This is a genomic window from Silvanigrella sp., from assembly GCF_044369315.1.
Classification (GTDB): Bacteria; Bdellovibrionota_B; Oligoflexia; order Silvanigrellales; family Silvanigrellaceae; genus Silvanigrella.
The window spans coordinates 1-3,442 of the sequence record NZ_JBIPMD010000296.1 but is presented as its reverse complement, the minus strand read 5'-3'; the positions used below and the strand labels follow the sequence as shown (position 1 = coordinate 3,442).

The following is a 3,442-nucleotide window of genomic DNA, read 5'->3' as shown; positions in this document are numbered from 1 at the left end:
TTTCAAAAGCAACTTGCTCTGACAATTTTAAAAGTCTATTTTCCATCTCCATTTAAATCTCCTCCTCAAAAGGAGATTTAATTCTGGATTTATGCTTTGTAAAAATCACTTATTGGGAGGACACTTTTCTACTCGAAAAAGTAAACAGATTTCATCTTGAAAAGACGGAAAATTTTCTAGCTTTTTGCTTTTTATAAGAGCGGCAACACGGGAAGGTAAAATCCCTACTCCACAGCCACTAGAAGTTAACATTGCAATAACTTCTAAACTGCTTGATGGGATAACCCTTTTAAACTTTATCCCAATTTTCGACATTTTCTTTAGAACGGATTGAACTTGTAATAATTCTGGATCGCATAAAAGAATGGCGTCATTTGAATTTATTTTTTCGATATCTCGGGCAGAGTTTGAGCTCCAAAAAGTTATTTCATCTTCGCAAATTTTACGAATGACTAAATCTGGATGATGTATTGGGTTTACAACAATACCTATATCTATGGAAGAGCTAATGACACCTTCCACTATTTTTCTTGAAAGCGCATGAATTAGTTTTATGTTTAGTTGTTTGTGTTGTTCCATTAAATTTGGCAGAAAGTTTCCCAAAGAATATAAAGCAATTGAAGGATGACATCCTATAGAATAGGAGCCCTGAATTTCATTTACAGTTGCCAGTGCTTGATCTTTTACTTTATCCCATATCTGTAAAAGATGTTTTGAATGAGCTAATAATTGTTTTCCGGCTTGGGTTAAGGTAACTCCTGATTTATTGCGGGTCAAAAGCGCTGTGCCAATGGATTCTTCTAGTCTTTGCATGGCTAAACTTAAAGAAGGTTGACTTATTCCAGCTCGTTCTGCTGCTCTAGAAATATTTAAAGTACTTGCGACTTCTATAAAGTAGCAAAGATCAGAAGGGGAAGATATCATATGTGCCTCAAATAGATAAATCTTAAGTAACAATTACAAAATAGGCTTTGATTTTAGAAAATATAGTTTCATTCTCTATCATAAAATATAAAAATTAATATAATGATCTTAGTAATATAATTCTGCATGAAGGGGAAGGGCTTGAGCTTTTATTAGATTTATAAATATAAATCTAATTTTAAATTAATTCTAATAAGATAAAATTAGGATACTCTGTTTAGGGGCTGTCCAACATAGAATTTAGAAGAAATTTACAGAATATAAAAGAAGGTGTTCAATTATTTTCGCAAAAAAGATAAAGGAACACCAGATGAGAAATATAAATCAGATTATGATTCTTGCGCAAGAGATATCCCCACTTTTTTTGAGTTATAAAACCAGAAAACATGAAATGAAAAATATACTGGGAGGAATTATTTGGATTTTAGTTACTGGATCGCAATGGCATTTATTACCACGAGAAAACTTTCCACCAAAAAGTACTTGTTATTATTGGTTTGAAAAATTTAGAAAAAACAATATTCATGGAGTTATATTGTTTAACATGTCTTCAAAAAACAAGAAGAATAAAGACTACCAAATAAAAGAAGCTTACATTGACGCAACGTTTACCGAATCTAAAAGAGGAGGAGATAAAATTGGGGGAACAAAAGCTGGAAAAGGAACAAAATTATTTGCAATTGTTTCAAAAAATAATAAAATATTACATTTGAGTCTTGAGAATGCAACACCTCATGAATCAAAATTTATCTTGCCAATAATAGAAAAAGTGCCTAAAAAATTAAAACCATTAATTCTTATTGGTGATAAAGCTTATGATTCATTTCCTATAAAAAATCAGTTACAGGAATTAGAAGTGAAATTAATTGCTCCTAATAAAATAAATCAAATAAATAATAGGCAAGATGGACGTAATCTTCGTCGATATAAAAGAAGACACATAGATGAAAATTATTTTGCCGATTTACAAACATTTCGTAGGGTGATTATTCGTTATGAAAGAAAATCAGAAAATTATCTGGTATTTGTGAAACTAGCAGCAATTTGCTTAAATTTCTGGAAATTCAATATTGGCATGAAAATTGTTGCTTGAAATTATGTTGGACAGCCCCTAGATACTTTTTTAAGAGGAATAATTGGCTGGAGTATGCAAAATAATTTAAAAAGAGAAATCGTTTTGAATTCACTAAATGTAGCATACAAAAAAGATCTCATTTTCCAAAAGGAATCATTTTTCTTAGTGACAAAGGCTCTCAATATTCAAGCAAAGAAGGTAAAAATAATTGAAATTAAATCATTTTCATCTAAGTATGAGTAATAGCTGTTATGAGAATTCCATTACAGAATTATTTTACCACTTTGAAAAAAGAATTAGTGCATCATTTAACTTTTTTACAAGAAAAGAAGCAAAATCTTCAGTCATAGAATATATAGAGGCGTTTTATAATAGAATTCGTGCGTACTCTGCCCTTGATTATCATACTCCTTTAGAATATGAAAAAAATTATGAAATTTAACAGACCACTTTTCGGTGATCATACCAAGTATTGCATTTATTTTGGGTTCTAGTATTAAATAGCTGCTCTGGTTTGCAACTATAAATTAGCATTAAATAAAAAATGCGATTAATATATTTTTCATTTAGCTCCAAATAAATTAAAAAAATAAAAATATTTAAACCCAATAAAAAAATAGAGTTAAAACCTAAATGAGAATTTGTATATTCCGAATGAATTTCAAATGAATAAAATGTTATTTAAAATATTTATAATAAAATAAATTGTAATGAAAATGATATATTTTATAATTTTAATCATGAAAAATATCATTTTCTTAATCTAATTTAAATAAAGTTTTTATTTATTAGTCCAATAATTTATTTAATAAAATCATTAAGTTAAATCAACAAAAAAATACTCATTTCCTTAAATAATTAAAATTAAAAACTATTTTCAAAAAATAAAATTAATATACATAAAAATTTTTTGGTGATAAAAATAGTTTGCTGTAAAGGAATTACATCAATTTAATTCATAAGAATTTTAATGTTAAAATTCTTATTTTTCAAACTTTCTTAGGAGAATGTTACATGAAATCAGTTCGTTCAAAAATTTTAATCGCTGTTACTTTAGGGTCAGCGCTCGTTTTAGCATCTTGTAATAAAGGAGATTCTAATTCAGAAACACCAAAAGAAAATAATGGTGGCAATGGTGGCAATGGTGGCAATGGTGGTAATGGTGGTAATGGTGGCAATGGTGGTAATGGTGGTAATGGTGGTAATGGTGGTAATGGTGGTAATGGTGGTAATGGTGGTAATGGTGGTAATGGTAATATAACAGATAATATTGATGGTACTATAAACCAAGTTAAATCAGGTAATACTATATATATTTTATCTAAAGGAATGATCCTAACCCCCATTTCAAGTTGACACTTTTCCATCATGAAAAGGAGAGTCAATGGATAAATTAGCAGAGCCACGAAGGCGCTTAGGATATTATGAAAAGCGAGCAATATT

Annotated in this window: 4 protein-coding genes; 3 read left to right on the top strand and 1 reads right to left on the bottom strand. The window is 29.0% G+C overall.

The features are described from left to right. Nucleotides 1-105 precede the first annotated feature (105 nt). Entirely contained in the window at nt 106-924 is an 819-nt protein-coding gene (locus ACIQ56_RS15765; protein WP_397601996.1) for a LysR family transcriptional regulator, read from the bottom strand. A 310-nt stretch (nt 925-1,234) separates the two neighbouring features. Between ACIQ56_RS15765 and ACIQ56_RS15760 the strand changes: the two genes are divergently transcribed. The 3 genes from ACIQ56_RS15760 (at nt 1,235) to ACIQ56_RS15750 (ending at nt 3,355) form a co-directional block, all read left to right on the top strand. After that, a complete protein-coding gene (locus tag ACIQ56_RS15760; protein ID WP_397601995.1) occupies nt 1,235-2,017 on the top strand; it encodes an IS5 family transposase in 783 nt (260 codons plus the stop codon). Nucleotides 2,018-2,207: 190 nt separating this feature from the next. Continuing rightward, nucleotides 2,208-2,441 carry an IS3 family transposase gene (locus tag ACIQ56_RS15755; protein WP_397601994.1) on the top strand — a complete coding sequence of 78 codons (234 nt, stop codon included), beginning with the start codon at nt 2,208-2,210 and terminating at the stop codon, nt 2,439-2,441. A gap of 572 nt (nt 2,442-3,013) precedes the next feature. Beyond that, nucleotides 3,014-3,355: a hypothetical protein gene (locus tag ACIQ56_RS15750; RefSeq protein ID WP_397601993.1), complete on the top strand. Its 342-nt coding sequence runs from the start codon at nt 3,014-3,016 to the stop codon at nt 3,353-3,355. The last annotated feature ends 87 nt before the right edge of the window (nt 3,356-3,442 follow it).

Bases quoted from the DNA above. Each gene is read 5' to 3' on its own strand.
- ACIQ56_RS15765 (WP_397601996.1), bottom strand. From the start codon at position 924: ATGATATCTTCCCCTTCTGATCTTTGCTACTTTATAGAAGTCGCAAGT.
- ACIQ56_RS15760 (WP_397601995.1), top strand. From the start codon at position 1,235: ATGAGAAATATAAATCAGATTATGATTCTTGCGCAAGAGATATCCCCA.
- ACIQ56_RS15750 (WP_397601993.1), top strand. From the start codon at position 3,014: ATGAAATCAGTTCGTTCAAAAATTTTAATCGCTGTTACTTTAGGGTCA.